The organism is Nonomuraea mesophila, assembly GCF_004352805.1.
Taxonomy (GTDB): domain Bacteria; phylum Actinomycetota; class Actinomycetes; order Streptosporangiales; family Streptosporangiaceae; genus Nonomuraea; species Nonomuraea longispora.
In genome coordinates, this window is sequence record NZ_SMLD01000017.1 from 45,208 (window position 1) to 60,567 (window position 15,360).

Annotated in this window: 11 protein-coding genes; 7 read left to right on the forward strand and 4 right to left on the reverse strand. The window is 70.4% G+C overall.

The window, feature by feature from the left end:
• Positions 1-9: 9 nt before the first annotated feature.
• Both E1295_RS09540 and E1295_RS09545 read right to left on the reverse strand, forming a co-directional pair.
• A complete protein-coding gene (locus tag E1295_RS09540; RefSeq protein WP_132629700.1) occupies positions 10-1,329 on the reverse strand; it encodes an ABC transporter substrate-binding protein in 1,320 nt (439 codons plus the stop codon).
• Between the two features lie 7 nt (positions 1,330-1,336).
• The gene (locus E1295_RS09545) at positions 1,337-2,584 is read right to left on the reverse strand and encodes an ABC transporter substrate-binding protein (RefSeq protein WP_246079944.1); all 1,248 of its coding nucleotides are present in this window, start codon (positions 2,582-2,584) and stop codon (positions 1,337-1,339) included.
• A gap of 131 nt (positions 2,585-2,715) precedes the next feature.
• Here E1295_RS09545 and E1295_RS09550 point away from each other — a divergent pair, with 131 nt between their 5' ends.
• The 3 genes from E1295_RS09550 to E1295_RS09560 are packed head-to-tail and all read left to right on the forward strand — an operon-like array spanning position 2,716 to position 6,245.
• The gene (locus E1295_RS09550; protein WP_132629702.1) at positions 2,716-3,222 is read left to right on the forward strand and encodes a PadR family transcriptional regulator; all 507 of its coding nucleotides are present in this window, start codon (positions 2,716-2,718) and stop codon (positions 3,220-3,222) included.
• Positions 3,219-3,947 carry an ABC transporter ATP-binding protein gene (locus E1295_RS09555; protein WP_132629704.1) on the forward strand — a complete coding sequence of 243 codons (729 nt, stop codon included), beginning with the start codon at positions 3,219-3,221 and terminating at the stop codon, positions 3,945-3,947. The genes E1295_RS09550 and E1295_RS09555 overlap by 4 nt, the downstream gene beginning before the upstream one ends.
• A 30-nt stretch (positions 3,948-3,977) precedes the next feature.
• The gene (locus tag E1295_RS09560; RefSeq protein WP_132629707.1) at positions 3,978-6,245 is read left to right on the forward strand and encodes an ABC transporter permease; all 2,268 of its coding nucleotides are present in this window, start codon (positions 3,978-3,980) and stop codon (positions 6,243-6,245) included.
• On the opposite strand, the gene treS is transcribed toward E1295_RS09560, so the two are convergent.
• Positions 6,232-7,968 (reverse strand): maltose alpha-D-glucosyltransferase, encoded by a 1,737-nt coding sequence (gene treS, locus E1295_RS09565; protein WP_132629709.1) that lies wholly within the window; start codon positions 7,966-7,968, stop codon positions 6,232-6,234. The genes E1295_RS09560 and treS overlap by 14 nt on opposite strands.
• Before the next feature lie 261 nt (positions 7,969-8,229).
• Positions 8,230-9,864: an asparagine synthetase B family protein gene (locus E1295_RS09570; protein WP_132629712.1), complete on the reverse strand. Its 1,635-nt coding sequence runs from the start codon at positions 9,862-9,864 to the stop codon at positions 8,230-8,232.
• A gap of 74 nt (positions 9,865-9,938) precedes the next feature.
• Between E1295_RS09570 and E1295_RS09575 the strand changes: the two genes are divergently transcribed.
• The 4 genes from E1295_RS09575 to E1295_RS09590 all read left to right on the forward strand — a co-directional run bounded on the left by E1295_RS09575 (position 9,939) and on the right by E1295_RS09590 (position 15,217).
• Complete coding sequence (locus tag E1295_RS09575) at positions 9,939-11,786, forward strand: hypothetical protein (RefSeq protein WP_246079945.1); 1,848 nt, start codon at positions 9,939-9,941, stop codon at positions 11,784-11,786.
• A gap of 10 nt (positions 11,787-11,796) precedes the next feature.
• The gene (locus E1295_RS09580) at positions 11,797-12,420 is read left to right on the forward strand and encodes an anticodon-binding protein (protein ID WP_132629714.1); all 624 of its coding nucleotides are present in this window, start codon (positions 11,797-11,799) and stop codon (positions 12,418-12,420) included.
• Positions 12,421-12,545: 125 nt separating this feature from the next.
• Positions 12,546-13,931, forward strand: a complete 1,386-nt coding sequence (gene lysA, locus E1295_RS09585) for a diaminopimelate decarboxylase (protein ID WP_132629716.1) — start codon at positions 12,546-12,548, stop codon at positions 13,929-13,931.
• Positions 13,928-15,217 (forward strand): homoserine dehydrogenase, encoded by a 1,290-nt coding sequence (locus tag E1295_RS09590; RefSeq protein WP_281284724.1) that lies wholly within the window; start codon positions 13,928-13,930, stop codon positions 15,215-15,217. The genes lysA and E1295_RS09590 overlap by 4 nt, the downstream gene beginning before the upstream one ends.
• Positions 15,218-15,360: the final 143 nt, after the last annotated feature.

The following is a 15,360-nucleotide window of genomic DNA, read 5'->3' on the forward strand; positions in this document are numbered from 1 at the left end:
CTTACCTCTTTACTTCCAGGCCTTCTTGGCCTCGGCTTCGAGCGCCTCCTGGGCGCCCTTGACGTCGCTGGGCTTGCGCAGGAAGTCCTGCAGCACCTTCCACTCGCCCTTGCCGTCGGTGCCGCCGAAAGCGCTCGGCGCCAGGTCGGACATGTCGTAGCGGACGGCGTCACCGGCCGAGACGATCGTCTGACCGAGCTGCTTGGTCAGCTCGTCGGGGTAGTTGTCGGGGGAGACGTTCTTGTTGGGCGACAGGTAGCCGGGCAGCTTGGCCCAGACCTCGCCGCCCTCCTTGGACGCCAGGAACTGCAGCAGCGCCATGGCGCCGGGGGAGTCCTTCATGGCCACCGCGACGTCGCCGCCGAGCACCACCGGGGCGGTGTCACCGACCTTGGGGAACGGGAAGTATTTCGCGTCCTCGCCGACCTTGGCGCCCGCCTGGTCGGCCTCGACGGCCACGAAGTCGGCCTCGATGACCATGGCGGCCTTCTTGGTGCCGTAGACCTTGCTCACGCAGGAGGGGAAGTCGGTCTGCATGGTGCCGGAGACGCCGTCGACCAGGAACTCCTCCTTGCTCACGATCTGCTGGATCTTCTCCAGCGCGGTGGCCACGGTGGGGTCGGTCCAGGGGATCTCGTGCTTGGAGAGCTTGTCGTAGTTCTCAGGGCCCGCGGTGGAGAGGTAGACGTTCTCGAACAGGTCGGTCAGCGTCCAGCCGGAGGCACCGCAGAAGGAGAACGGCGGCGTGCCGGAGTCGGCGATGGTCTGCGACGCCTTGACCAGCTCGTCCCAGTTGGTCGGCGCCTGCACACCCGCGTCCTCGAACGCCTGCGAGCGGTACCAGACCAGCGACTTGTGCGCCGCCTTGATCAGTACGCCGTAGACCTTGTCGTCGGCGGAGCCGAGTTCCTTCCAGTAGGGCGTGTAGTTGGTGTCGATCTCCTTGATGACGTCGTCGTTCAGCGGCTTGAGCGCGTCCTGGTCGGCGTACTGCTGGACGAGGCCGGGCTGCGGCAGGATCGCCACATCGGGCGGGTTGCCGCCCTGGATGCGCGGGCCGAGGTAGGCGCCGGTGTCCTCCCCGGTGGAGGCGTAGGTGACCTTGGCGCCCGTCTTGTCGGTGAAGGCCTTGAGCACCTGCTCGAAGTTCTTCTGCTCGGCCCCCGTCCACTTGGCGGCGACCTCGAGGGTCACGCCTTCGAGCGTCTTGTCGCCGCCGGCGGGCGCCGACCCCGAGGCGGTGGGCTCCGTCGTCGTCGGCGCGTTGCCGCAGGCGGCGACCGCTACCGCCAGCCCGGCCAGGATCGCTGCTGCTCTGCTTCTTCGCATGGCTGCCTCACTGGGTTCTGATGATCTCTTCGAGTTCGGACTTCATGGAGGCCGCGACGTCGTCGGCGGACTCGGTGTCGGGGGTGCCGAGCGCCTTGGCGACCGAACTGGCGATCACCAGGCTCAGCTGGTTGTAGTTGGCGCTGACCGGCCGGGCCTTGGCGGCGAGGATGCTCTCCTTGAGCACCGGCAGGTAGGGGAAGCGCTTGATCAGGGCGGGGTCGTCGTAGAGCTCGGTCCACACGGGCGGGAACGAGCCCTCGGTGAGCACCCGGCGTTCGTTCTCCAGACTCGTGAAATAGCGGATGAACTCCTGCGCGGTGTGCTGGTGCTTGGAGAAGGCGCTGACGGCCAGGTTGGCGCCGCCCAGCGTGCTCGACCCCGGCCCCTCGAGCCCCGGCAACCTGGTGACCGCGACCTTGTCGCCCAGCCGGGCCTTGGCCGGGCCGTAGGCGTGGGGCCAGTTGCGGGCGAAGGCCAGCCTGCCCTCCTGGAAGGCCAGGCGTGACTCCTCCTCCTTGTAGCTCAGCGCCTCCTTGGGGATCCAGCCCTCGCGCAACCCCTGGAGCAGGAAGCCGAGCGCGGTCGCGCCCTGGGCGGGGTCGAGGGTCACCTCTTTGCCGTCGCGGCTGACGATCTGGCCGCCCGCCGACTGGACGGCCTCGGAGAAGTTGACCGTGAGCCCTTCGTACGCCAGGAACTGCCCGGCGTAGCCGTTTATGTCGTGTTTTTTGGTGATCTCTCGCGCCTGGTCGCGCAGCTCGGCCCACGTCTTCGGCGGCTTGCCGACCAGGTCGGTCCGGTAGTACAGCAGACCGGCGTTGCTCGTGTAGGGGACGGCCCAGAGTTTGCCCTTGTAGACAGCCGTCTCCACGACCGGCGGCAGGAACCTGTCGAGCGGGAACAACCCGCGCTCCAGGGGGATGATCCAGCCGTTCTCCGCGAATTCGGCGGTCCACACCACGTCGAGCCCCAGCACGTCGTAACGGTTGCTCCGGGCCTGGAGGTTGGCTGCCATCTGGGCACGTTGCTCGTCGGCGGCCTCGGGCAGTTCCAGCAGCGTCACCTTCTCGGCCGGGTGGGCCTGGTTCCAGCGGTCCAGCAGCGGTTGCAGGTAAGCCGTGGTGTCGCGTCCGGTGGCGAACGTGATGGGGCCGGTGCCGCCCGTTCCCGTCGTGCCGCCGCCCTGGTCGCCCGCCGCCGCGCATCCGGCCGTGAGGACCACGGCCAGCAGGAGCGCGAGCGGACGATGCACTCTGTTTCCTCCGTGTGTTCAGAGGGTTTACATTCGTGTTAGGTAGATGCATTCATGTTATGCACAGCGGTAATCTCTAGGTCAACGGATAGCTTCGTAACGCATGCGTAACACAGCGGGGAGGTGGGGCGGTGCGGCTTCACCTGCTGGCACTCCTGGCCAAAGAGCCGGCTCACGGCTACGAGCTCAAGCAGGCGCTGGAGCAGACCTTCGGCAGCGCCTATCCGTCCCCCAACATCGGCCAGATCTACGTGACGCTCGGCAGGCTGGAGAAGGACGGTCTGGTCAGGGCAGTGGGAGTCGAGCAGTCCAACCGGCCCAACAAGAAGGTCTACTACCTGACCGCCAAGGGCCGCGAGCACCTCACCACCTGGGTCGACGAGCCCACCGAGGGTCCCCGGGTGCGCGACGAGTTCTTCATGAAGCTCGTCCTCGCCCCGCTGACCGGCATCGCCGACCGCATGGCGCTGATCAACAGGCAGCGCCGTCATTACCTGTCGCTCATGAGCGACCTCAACGACCTCCTCGACCGCACCTCCCCGTCCGACCGGGTGGCGATCCTCCTCATCGAGGGCGCCATGCTGCACCTCCAGGCGGATCTTGACTGGCTGGAACGTTGCCAGGAGGATCTGGCATGAGCACCGTGCTGAAAACGGTCAATCTGGTCAAAATCTACCAGGATGGTGCCATCCCCGTGCCCGCGGTGCGCGGGGTGGATCTCCAGGTCGAGCCGGGTGAGTTCATCGCGATCATGGGTCCGTCCGGCTCGGGCAAGTCCACGCTCGTCCACATGCTCGGCGGGCTCGACGCGAGGACGAGCGGCGAGATCTGGCTCGACGGCAAACGGGTCGACACCCTCTCCGAGAGCGCGTGGGCGCTGCTGCGGCGCAAGAAGGTCGGATTCGTCTTCCAATTCTTCAACCTCGTCGCCAACATGACCGTCGGCGACAACGTCGAGCTGCCCGCCCTGCTGGCCGGGGCCTCGCCCAAGGTGGCCCGCGAGCGCAGGGAGAGCCTGCTCGGCGCGCTCGACCTGACCGACAGGGCCGACGCCGCCCCCGCCCAGCTCTCCGGCGGCGAGCAGCAGCGGGTGGCGCTGGCCAGGGCGCTGGCCAACGAGCCCAGCCTGCTGCTGGCCGACGAGCCCACGGGCAACCTCGACAGCCGCAACACACGCGACGTGCTCCGCCTGCTCGGCGAGGTGCACAAGAAGGGCCAGACCATCGTCATGGTCACCCACGACGCCCGCGTGGCCGCCTTGGCCGACCGGGTGGTCTCCCTGTTCGACGGGGAGATCGTCGACGACGGCCGCCTCACCCGCAGACGTACGCGCACGGCCGGTGAAGTGATCGACCTCCGGTGAGCCGACGATGAGACGAACGGCGGGCGGGCGATGAGCACCGTGCCGGCCGGCAGCCGGTGGGTCAGGGCCGACCTGCGGGCCAGGAAGGGCCAGGCGGCGCTGACGGTGCTGGCCGTGGCCGGCATCGTGGCCGCGCTGATCACCGCGGTCACCCTGCTGGAGGACGGCACCAACCCGTGGCGGAGCCTGTCGGCCCAGACCGACGGCGCCCACGTGTGGTTCTACACCGGCGACAGCCCCGAGGTCGCCCTGGGCGGCATCGACGGCGTGACACAGATCGCGGGCCCCTACCGCTCGGCGCCCGTGACCGTGGCCCAGGACGGCAAGCGGGAGCCCGCGGCGCTGCGCGCGATGCCGGAGACGCCGGCGCGGGTGGCGCACCCGCTGGTGGCCGAGGGCGGCTGGCTCGACCCCGCCCAGCCGGACGGCGTGGTGGTGGAGCGGTCGTTCGCGTCCTCGCTGCGGCTCGGGGTCGGGGCGCCCTTCACGATCATCGCGCTGAGCGGCGAGCGCCACACCCTGTACGTACGCGGCATCGCCGACACCGCCGAACACGGCTTCTACCCCGAGTGGACGCCTGGCCTGGCCTACGTGCTGCCTGCCACGCTCGACCACATCGAACCCATGCTGGGCCGCAGCGAGTGGGTGACCGGGCTGCGCCTGGCCGACCCCGACGCCGCCCAGGTCGTCTCCCAGCGCGTGGTCGTCATGCTGGAGGACCGGCTCCAGCGCGTCTACACCTGGCGCGAGGTCAGGAGCGCCATGGAGCTGGACAACCGGCTGCTCGGCACGCTGCTCGCGCTGTTCGGGGTGGTCGGGCTGGTGGCGGCGGCGCTCGCGCTGGCCAACGCGGCGGGCGGCCGGGTGCTCGGCCAGCTGCGCGACCTGGCCACGCTCAAGTCGATGGGCTTCACCAGGGGCCAGGTCACGCTGCTGCTGGTGGTCGAGCACGGCGCGCTCGGCCTGCTCGGGGTCGCGCTCGGCGCGCTGGGGGGCTGGGGGGTGATGGCCGTGGTGCTCGGCCCGACCTCCGTGGCGCCGGTGCCAGTGCTGGCCATCGTCGCGGGCACCGCGCTGGTGGTGCTGGCCGCGGTGGGACTGCCCGCGTGGCGTGGCGGCCGCACGCCGCCGATCCCCGCGGCGCCCGCCTCACCGCCGCGCGGCCACCTGTCGAGGCTGGCCAGGCTGGCTCTGCTCGTACGCCTCCCGCCGGCCCTCGTCCTCGGCACCAGAGACGCGTTCACGAGGCGGGTGCCGGCGTTCCTGACGGCGTTCGGGCTGGCCGTGCCGATGATGATGATCACCATCGGCCTCGGCGTGTGGGCCACGCTCGACAACTTTCTCAGCCATCCCGAGCAGGTCGGCCAGCACGCCGGCCTCTACGTCAGGCCGGGCAAGCTGGAGGCGTCGGAGGCCAGGCGCATCGCCGGGCGCGACAGGGACGTGGCCGCGGTCTATCCGGGCACCGACGTCAACGCCCTGGCGCCGGGGGAGGCGCGTTCGGTGCGGGTGCGGGCCGTCGGCAGCTCGACGGAGCCTTACCCGTTCCCCGTGGTGGAGGGGCGCAGCTATGCCCGCCAGGGCGAGGCCGTCGCCGGGCAGGGCCTGCTCGACCTGCTCGGCATCAAGATCGGCGATCGGGTGCGGCTGACGGTGGGCGGCTCGCCGCTGATCCTGCGGATCGTCGGCAGGACCGTCGAGCCGGACCAGGACGGCGTGGTGCTGTCGGTGGGGCTGGACAGCCTGGCCGCCAAGGACTCCGTACCGCCCGAATATTACGCGCTCGCCCTCAAACCGGGCGCCGACCGCGCGGAGGTGCGGGGGCGGCTGCTGGCGGAGTCGGCGGAGGGCCTGGACGTGCAGGCCGCGGTCAACCCGGCGGACCGCCTGTCGGTCATCAGGGTCGTGATCGTCGCACTGATCGCCGTGCTGGCCCTGATCGGCCTGGCCAACCTGCTCACCGCGAGCGCACTGGGCCTGCGTGACCACGCCCTGGACCTGGCCGTGCTGAAGGCCATGGGCCTGACGCCCCGGCAGGTCATGGCCACGCTCGTGACGGGCACCGGGCTGCTGGTGGTGCTCGGCGTCGGCGCGGGTGCCGCCGCCGGAGCCTCCGTCGTGACCTGGCTGATCGACCTGCAGGGTCACACCAGCGGCGTGGGCGCCGGCATCGGCCGGCCCCCCTCGCCGCTGACGCTGGCCGTGGCCATACTGATCGCCGTGGGCACGGCCCTGGCGGTGGCGCTGATCCCCGCCCGCCGCGCGGCCCGTGCCCAGGTGCCGGTCACCGCGCGCTGACCGGCTCGCTCACCGGGCGCGCCCGCGCGGGCTCCTCCCGCTTCAGCGCGAACCAGTAGAACCCGTGGCCCGGCAGCGTGAGCAGGTAGGGCAGCTCGCCGATCGGCGGGAACCGCACCCCGCCGCGCGCCTCGACGGGGACCATGCCCTCGAAGCGGCGCAGGTCGAGCTCGACCGGCTGCGGGAACTTCGACAGGTTGTTGACGCACAACATCGCGTCGTCGCGGTCCTCGCGCACGTAGGTGAGCACGGACGGGTTCGAGGACCACATCTCGGTGTACGCCCCCACCCCGAACACCGGGCGCCTGCGCCTGATCTCCAGCATCTTGCGGGTGAAGTGCAGCAGTGAACCCTCATGGCGCTGCTGGGCCTCCACGTTGACCGCCTGGAAGCCGTAGATCGGGTCCATGACGGCGGGCAGGTAGAGGCGTCCGGGGTCGGCGTTGGAGAACCCGGCGTTGCGGTCGGGGCTCCACTGCATCGGCGTACGGACCGAGTCGCGATCCTCCAGCCAGATGTTGTCGCCCATGCCGATCTCGTCGCCGTAGTAGATGACCGGCGAGCCCGGCAGGCTCAGCAGCAGTGCCGTGAACAGCTCGATGCGGTCCCTGTCGTTGTCGAGCAGCGGGGCGAGCCGGCGCCGGATGCCGAGGTAGGCCCGCATGCGCGGGTCCTTGGCATATTCCTTGTGCATGTAGTCGCGTTCTTCCTCGGTCACCGTCTCGAGCGTGAGCTCGTCGTGGTTGCGCAGGAAGATGCCCCACTGGGCGGTCTCGGGAAGTTTCGGAGTGAGCGACATGATCTCGGAGATCGGCTCGCGGGTCTCCTTCTTCACCGCCATGTAGATGCGCGGCATCAGCGGGAAGTGGAAGGCCATGTGGCACTCGTCGCCGCCGGTGGTCGGGTCGCCGAAGTATTCGACGACGTCCTCGGGCCAGCCGTTGGCCTCGGCCAGCAGCACCCGGTCGGGGTAGAGCCGGTCGACCTCCGCGCGGATCTTCTTCAGGTAGGCGTGCGTCTCCGGCAGCCCGGCGCACGCCGTGCCCTCGCGCTCGAACAGGTAGGGCACCGCGTCCAGCCGGAACCCGTCGATGCCGAGGTCGAGCCAGAAGCGCAGGACCTCCAGCATCGCCTCCTGCACCGCCGGGTTGTCGTAGTTCAGGTCCGGCTGGTGGTGGAAGAAGCGGTGCCAGTAGTACTGCTTGCGCACCGGGTCGTAGGTCCAGTTGGACTCCTCGGCCCCGATGAAGATGATCGGCGCGTCAGGATAGGCGCCGGGGTGGTCGGACCACACGTAGAAGTCGCCGTACGGCCCCTCGGGGTCGTGCCGGGAGGCCTGGAACCAGGGGTGCCGATCGCTGGTGTGGTTCATCACGAGATCGGTGATGATCCGCAGGCCGCGTTCGTGCGCCCGCTCGATCAACTGGACGAAATCGCCCAGATCCCCAAAGTCGGGGAGGATCTTCATATAGTCCGAAATGTCGTAACCGCCGTCGCGCAGCGGGGACTCGTACAGTGGCAGCAGCCACAGACAGTCCACGCCCAGCCACTCGAGATAGTCGAGCTTCTCGATGAGGCCGCGCAGGTCGCCGGTGCCGTCGTCGTTGGAGTCCTTGAACCCCCGGACGAGGACCTCGTAGAACACCGCCCGCTTGTACCAGGCTGGATCCTCCGAGACGAACGCCTCGGAGATCGGCTCCGGTGTTGGGGATGCGTTGATCATATGTCGCTCACAGGAAGAGATGTGGGCAGGACGAAGTCACCGGTTACCCCGGCGTTCTTATCTGGTGACCGCGCCGCCTGGAGTCGTCATCCCTGCGAACCCCATGCCCATGAACGAGACCGGATTTGTGATCTGGTGCCCGTTTGTGCGGCGCTTACGGGCCGAACACTACCAGCCCGTTGGCTTTCCGGAACCCGCTTCTGCTGTGCCGGGTTCATACCCGAGAGATCCGTATGTAATCACCCTGTTACCCAGAGTTCACTAAAAAGGTGGCGCGACGTCCGAGAGGTCGTTTTCGAAGTCGCTCAGCCAGAGCCCGAACAACACCAAACCGCGCACCCAGAAGCGATCGTTCCACCCGTTGAACCTGGTCAGCGCGTCAGGGCCGCCCGAGATCACCTCGTGCAGCTCATCCGACAGCAGACCGGGGACCCGGTTCACCAGAGTCTCCAGCATCCGGTGCGAATAATTTCGGGCAGGAGCGGCCGTCGACCGCAGCGGCACCCGCCGCAGCGGCTGCTTGACGACGTTGGTCGAGGGCAGCGCGGCCACCCGCGGGTTGGCGGCGTGGAGCACCTCGCGGTAGAAGCGCCCCTTGTCCTTGCGGGCCACGCCGACCGACAGCGCCGCGTCGAAGAAGCGGGGATGGATGAACGGCGCCGCGAACGACGCCTCCGGGCCCACCAGGTTGACCGCCGAGCGCGCGATGCCCCGCACGGTCCTGGTGTGCAGCACCGACAGCGGCAGCTCGGCCCGGTGCCCGTGGAGCATCGACGTGGCCGCCACGAACTGCTCGCGTACGGTCTCCTCCATCCACTCCGCCGCCGACTTGGACAGGAACGGCTGCGACGGAGCGCCCAGCGACAACGACCTCAGCACGGCGGCCGAGCGCTCGGCCTGGGTCCTCGCCTCCAGGGCGGCCCCGCTGACCATGAAGTTCTTCAGCAGCGGCCCGCCCGCCAGACCGTCGATCAGGATGCGGCCCGAGCGGTGCACCTCCTTGGCGAAGGGGGCGTACCAGGCGTGGTGGGGCGTCAGATATTCGAGCCTGCGGGCCACGTCGACCGTGTCGGCCGGGTAGTCGGCGGCGTCCTGATTGATCACCCGGTGCGGGATGCCCAGCTCCCTGGTGATCGACCGGGCGAACGCGATGTCGGTGTCGGTGCCGTCGTCGGGGCTGGTCGTCCACGACTCGACGTCGGCGCCGCGGGCCTTGGCCACGCTCGCCAGCAGGCGCGAGTCGTAGCCGCCGCTGACCGGCACGAGCAGCGGGCGCCCCTCGTAGCCGGCGTAGACCTCGTGCAGCAGCTCGACGATCTCCTGCGGGCTGATCCACGCTTCGTACGGCTCGGTGCGCAACCAGCGCGGCAACCTGCGCTCCACCATCGGCCGGTCATGCTCGAACACCAGCGCGCTCGACCCGGGCAGGCGCTTGACCTCGGTGTACGGGGTCGCCTCGCCCATCGGGAACGTCACCTGGATGATCGATGCCCACGCCGCCCAGTCGATCGCGATCGGCACCAGGCTGAGCAGTGGCTGGATCAGGGACGAGAAGTAGACCGCCTCGCCGTGGCGTACGTAATAGACGTCGACCAGGCCGAGCGCCCCCGTGTGCAGCGTCACCCGGCGGCCGTCGCCGATCAGGCCCGGGGTCTCGTACGTCTCCGCGACCGTCATCCAGTCGTCGGGAGCCGCGGGCTTGCGCTCACCCCAGGAGAACGCGAACGAGCTCTCGGCCCGGTGGTAGGGCGGCAGCGGAGTGGAGCTGAACAGCGCGGCCTCGGCCGTCTGGAGCGCCGGCCGGACCTTGGGGCCCGCGGCGGTCAGCTTGCCCAGCATGGCGGTGTCGATCCGGCCGAGAGCGCCGCATACGTAGGGCCGCACGTTGAACTGCACCGGATCTCATCCCTTCGAGACGCTTGCAGCAAAAGAGTATCCTTTGCCGGGCCGAGAGAGCGGAGGGCCAGTTTTTGTCTACTGAGCTGGAGAGCACGCGGAGGGCGCTGCGGGACGCCGTGGCACAGGCCGAGCGCGCCGCCGAGCTGGCGAGGCTGCTGGACGCCGCCCAGGCCAAGCTGGCGGCGGCCGAGCAGAGCACCGAGGAGGCCAAGGCGCTGGCCGAGCAGCTGAGCGAGGCCGAGCAACGGCTGGAGGCCGAGCAGGCGGCGGCCGACAAGCTCCGCAGGGAGCTGGCCGAGCAACGTTTCCAGGCCGAGGTGGCCAACTGGAAGCTGTCCTCGATCAAGGTCGCGCGCTGGAACCGGCTCGGCGACGCCATCAAGAGCGGCAAGAGCAACCCCGTGCGCCTGGCCAAGGGCCTCAGGGGCGCCGCCAAGCCGGTCAAGCGGCCGACCGCGCCCAAGCGCAAGCCCGTCGCCGGCGCGGGCAAGGCCAAGGACGAGCGCCCTGGAGCGGCGTTCCAGGCCACCAGCACCACCAGGACGCTCAACGGCGCCTCCTTCAAGCTCAAGCCGTTCCGCGTGCCGACCGGCCCCAACACGCGGCCCCACCTGACGGCCGCGGTCATCGCCGACCCCCACGCCGAGGCGCTGCTGCGCTACGAGTGGCGGCAGACGACGGGCTTCACGCCGCGCGACTTCGCCAGGGTGCTCCCGCTGGAGATGCCCCACCTGCTCGTGGTCGAGTCGGTCACGCAGGGCCCGTGGGCGGAGGAGATCACCGGCGAGCCGGGCGACGGGCTCAGGGCGCTGCTGGCCTGGTGCGCCGAGCGCGGCATCCGCACGGTCTTCTGGCACACCGGGGGCGACGTGGCCGCCTACGCCGCGGCGGCCGAGCTGTTCGAGCACCGCTTCACGACCGACCTGACCGTGGCCTGGCCGCGGCTGCAGTTCGGGGTGCAGCCCCGGGTGCACAACCCGCTGCCGCTCGCCGGCGGGCGCATCGACCGGGTGCTCACGCTTGACCAGCTCCTGCCCGGCCACCTGGCCTACCCCGACGTGCTGACCTCCTACCGCTGGCCGGCCGCGGCCGACTGCCCGCCTGGCACGCCCCAGTGGCGGCTGGCCGAGATCGCCGCCTGCGGCACGCCCATCGGCGACGAGCCCGACGCGCGGCGGGCGCACGTGGCGCTGCGCAGGGCGTACCAGATGGGCACGATGACCGAGCGCATCGACGAGCTGCTCGACGCGATCGGGCTGCCCAGCGCCCGCGCCACCCTCAACACCTCCGTCCTGCTGCCCGTCCTCGACCCCTACCTGATGGAGCACGCGCTGGCCCAGGTCGCCAAGCAGTCGGGCGTCGACCAGCTCATCGTCATCGGGCCGCCGGAGGCCGAGCTGCGGGTCCGCGACGTGCTGCCCGACGTGGACGTGATCTACCGCAGGCCGCAGCCGTCGATGACGGAGGGCGCGATGCTCAACTCCGGCATCGACCTCTGCGAGGCCGACCTGGTGGCGGTCATGGACCCGCGCGACGTCTACGGCGCCCACTACCTGTCCGACCTGCGGAGGGCGTTCCTGTTCAGCACCGCCGACATCGTGGGCAAGGCCGCCTACTACGCCCACCTGCGCAAGCCGCAGGCCACGCTGCTCAAACAGCCGGATGCCGAATACTCCTACCTGCCCGAGATCGCCGGCGCGTCCCTGCTCGCGCGCAGGAACACGCTGCGCGAGCTGCGCTTCGCCGACCTCACCGACGGATGGGACGAGGTGCTGATGCGTCAGTGCCGCACCGACGGGATCAAGGTGTTCTCGGCCGACCGCTTCGGCTACGTGCGCGTACGCGACGAGGACCGCTGGCTGCTGGGCGCCGCCCACCTGGTCGAGTACGGCTCCGCCGAGCCGCACGCCCTCATCTGAGCCGGTCCCCATGACGCCCGGGGAGCTGGCCGAGGTGCTGGGGGAGCCGCCGGCGCCCGAGGGGACGTGGGAGCACGAGGCCGCGTACGTCTCGGCCGCCGCGCTGAGGCGGCGGGTCCCGCCCGCGACGCTCGCCGGCCGGGTGCGCGGGCTCGGCGGGGTGTCGTCCGTGGAGGTGCGGCAGGACGGTCTCCTGCGGATCGTCGTGGACGTGCCGGGCGAGCTGGTCGAGTCGGTGGAGCCGCCGGGCGTCCCCGAGCCGGGCTGGCCCGACTTCCCGCGCACCTGGGACAACCCGGGCTTCGTGGTGCGGTACGCGCGTGCGAGGGCGTGCGCGGTGCGGCGGTGGGCGCGCGAGCTGGGGGTGCCGCCGCATGGCTTCGTCCCGGGGCTGCTGTCCGGCCCGTACGACCGGCGGGTGCTGCGGGTGCTGGCCGAGCTGCCAGGGCGGCTGGTCAGCCGGGATCCGAGGTGGGAGCCGTACCTCGTGCGGCTGGCGCTGGCCTATCACGACGCGCACGAGCACGCGCCGGCCGTGCCGATGGGGGACGCTCAGGCGGAGCCCGTGCACACGGCGCGGGTGCGGCTGGCGGAGGCGGTGGGCAGGGTGCTCACCGGACCGGACCGGTTGTGACGGCTCACAAAAATATCCGGCCAAACGGCGAAATGACGTAAAAATATCCCTCCCAGAGCGTGATCCCGTCTCGATCCGTGGTCACGAGTCCTGGGAGGGGTGACGGTTCCAGTAGCCTCGATCGGGTGAGTCGATACGCCCATCCCGCCGGGGACCGCCACGCCGAGATGATGCCCCACGAGCGCCCGCCGCTGGCGCCCGCCGACATCAACCGCATCAACCCCGCGATCTGGTCCCGAACGTCGGGGCGCGCCCCGCAGGGCGCGCTCACCGTCGGCGGCGTGGACGTCCGCGACCTGGCCCGCGACCACGGCACCCCGCTCTACGTCCTCGACGAGGACGACGTGCGCTCGCGCATGCGCGACTACGCCACGGCGTTCGCCGACTCCGACGTCCACTACGCCGGCAAGGCGTTCCTGTGCAAGGAGTTCGTGCGCTGGCTGCACGACGAGGGCCTCGGCCTCGACGTGGCCAGCGGCGGCGAGCTGGCCGTCGCGCTGAGCGTCGGGTTCCCGCCCGGCCGCATCACCATGCACGGCAACAACAAGTCCGCCGCCGAGCTCACGAGGGCTCTGGAGGCCGGGGTCGGGCACATCGTGGTCGACTCGTTCGAGGAGATCGCCCGCCTCGGCCACCACGCCGAGCGGCTCGGCAAGCGGCCCAAGGTGATGGTCAGGGTGACCACCGGGGTCGAGGCGCACACCCACGAGTTCATCGCGACGGCCCACGACGACCAGAAATTCGGGTTGTCGCTCAACTCCGGCGCCGCCGCGGAGGCCGTACGCCGCATCCTCGCGCTGCCGCAGCTGGAGCTCGTCGGGCTGCACTCGCACATCGGCTCCCAGATCGTCGACACCGCCGGGTTCGAGGTGGCCGCGCGCCGGCTGACCACCCTCCTCGTGCAGATCAAGGACGAGCACGGCGTGGTGCTGCCCGAGCTCGACCTGGGCGGCGGCTACGGCATCGCCTACATCGACGGCGACGAGGCGCCCGACATCAAGGAGCTGGCCGACGGCCTGCGCGAGATCGTCACCAAGGTCTGCGTCGACGCGGGCCTGCCCGTGCCGCGCCTCACGGTCGAGCCCGGGCGCACGATCGTCGGCCCCGGCGGCATCACCCTCTACGAGGTCGGCACCGTCAAGGACGTCGAGGGCCTGCGCACCTACGTGAGCATCGACGGCGGCATGAGCGACAACGTGCGCACGGCACTCTACGGCGCCGAATACACCGCCGTGCTGGCCAGCCGTGAGAGCCAGGCCCAGCCCATGCTCAGCCGCCTGGTCGGCAAGCACTGCGAGAGCGGCGACATCATCGTGCGCGACTGCCACCTGCCCGCCGACCTCGCCCCCGGCGACCTGATCGCGGTGGCGGCGACCGGCGCCTACTGCCGTTCTCTGGCCAGCAACTACAACTACCTGCCCAGACCCGCCGTGGTGGCCGTCTCGCGCGGCGAGTCCCGCGTGATCGTGCAGGGTGAGACCGAGGACGACCTGTTGAGGGGGCAGCTGTGAAACCGCTGAAAGTGGCGCTGCTGGGCTGTGGCGTCGTCGGCTCACAGGTCATCAGGCTCATGCACGAGCAGGCCGGCGACCTGGCCGCCCGCATCGGCGCCCCGCTCGAACTGGCCGGCGTCGCCGTGCGGCGGCAGGGCCGCAAGCGTGACGTCGACATCGCCCCCGAGCTGTTCACCACCGACGCCGAGGCGCTGGTGACTCGCGACGACATCGACATCGTGATCGAGGTCATCGGTGGCATCGAGCCGGCCCGCTCACTGATCGTCGCCGCCCTGTCGGGCGGCAAGTCGGTGGTGACCGCCAACAAGGCGCTGCTGGCCGAGGACGGCGCCGCCCTGTACGAAGCCGCCCGACAGGGCAGCGGCGACCTCTACTTCGAGGCCAGCGTGGCCGGCGCCATCCCGCTGCTGCGGCCGTTGCGCGAGTCGCTGGCCGGCGACCACGTCAAGCGGGTGCTGGGCATCGTCAACGGCACCACCAACTACATCCTCGACAAGATGGACACCACGGGCGCGTCCTTCACCGACGCCCTGGAGGAGGCGCAGACGCTCGGCTACGCCGAGGCCGACCCGACGGCCGACGTCGAGGGCTTCGACGCCGCCGCCAAGGCCGCGATCCTCGCCGGGCTCGCCTACCACAGCCGCGTCACGGCCGCCGAGGTGCACCGCGAGGGCATCACCGAGATCACCGCCACCGACGTGGCCTCGGCCAAGGACATGGGCTACGTCATCAAGCTGCTGGCCATCTGCGCCCGCTCCGACGACGGCCGTTCCTTCGGGGTACGGGTGCACCCGGCGATGATCCCCAGGTCGCATCCGCTCGCCGGGGTGCGCGAGGCGTACAACGCGGTCTTCGTCGAGGCCGAGTCGGCGGGGCAGCTCATGTTCTACGGCAAGGGCGCGGGCGGGGCACCGACGGCCTCCGCGGTGCTCGGCGACCTCGTGGCCGTGGCCCGCAACCGCCTGGCCGGCACGCGCGGGCCCGACGAGTCCACCTACGCCGACCTGGCGGTGCACCCGATGGGCGAGACCGTCACGCGCTGTCACGTGGCTCTCGACGTGGCCGACAAGCCCGGCGTGCTGGCGCGGGTGGCGGAGCTGTTCGCCAAGCACGACGTGTCCATCCAGACGGTGCGCCAGGAGGGCCACGGCGACGACGCGCAGCTCGTCATCGTCACCCACCGCGCCACCGACGCCGCGCTGTCGGCGACGATGGAGGGGCTGCGCGAGCTCGACATCGTCCGCGCGGTGGCCAGCGTCATGCGGGTGGAGGGCGACGACTAGCGCGTCCGGCTCCATCGGCCACCTGGAGATCGACATCCCCTCTGTCATGACTGCCGCCGATTGCGCCAGGTTTGCCTAGCGGCAGGGAGATCGGGCGTAAGGTAGGCGCCGACCGAGTCCCGAGCGTTCGAGGAGCGCCCTTC